The sequence below is a fragment of the Methanoculleus sp. UBA208 genome (assembly GCF_002498065.1).
Classification (GTDB): Archaea; Halobacteriota; Methanomicrobia; order Methanomicrobiales; family Methanoculleaceae; genus Methanoculleus.
On record NZ_DAFZ01000056.1, the window covers coordinates 1 to 280 of the forward strand.

Consider the following 280-nt stretch of genomic DNA (forward strand, 5'->3'; position numbering starts at 1 on the left):
ACGGTCCACTGCACCGGGTCTTTTTCCTCGTCCCTCGGGTTCTGTCGGCCCTGACTCGTACCTTCAGTGCGTACACCCCTTTTTGGGGTCGTACTCCGGCTCTCTCAAGCTAGCTTTCGCTCGCCAATTGCACTCCTCACCTACCGGTGTTCAAACTCACGCCCCGCCGCCTGCCTCCTCGAAGTAGTGCAGCGCTTCGGGAACCTGTTCACGGACCAGCTTCAGGAAGTGGTCTGTAAGGTCGGGGTCGGCTATCCTGAGCGAGTGCTGCATCGCCCGC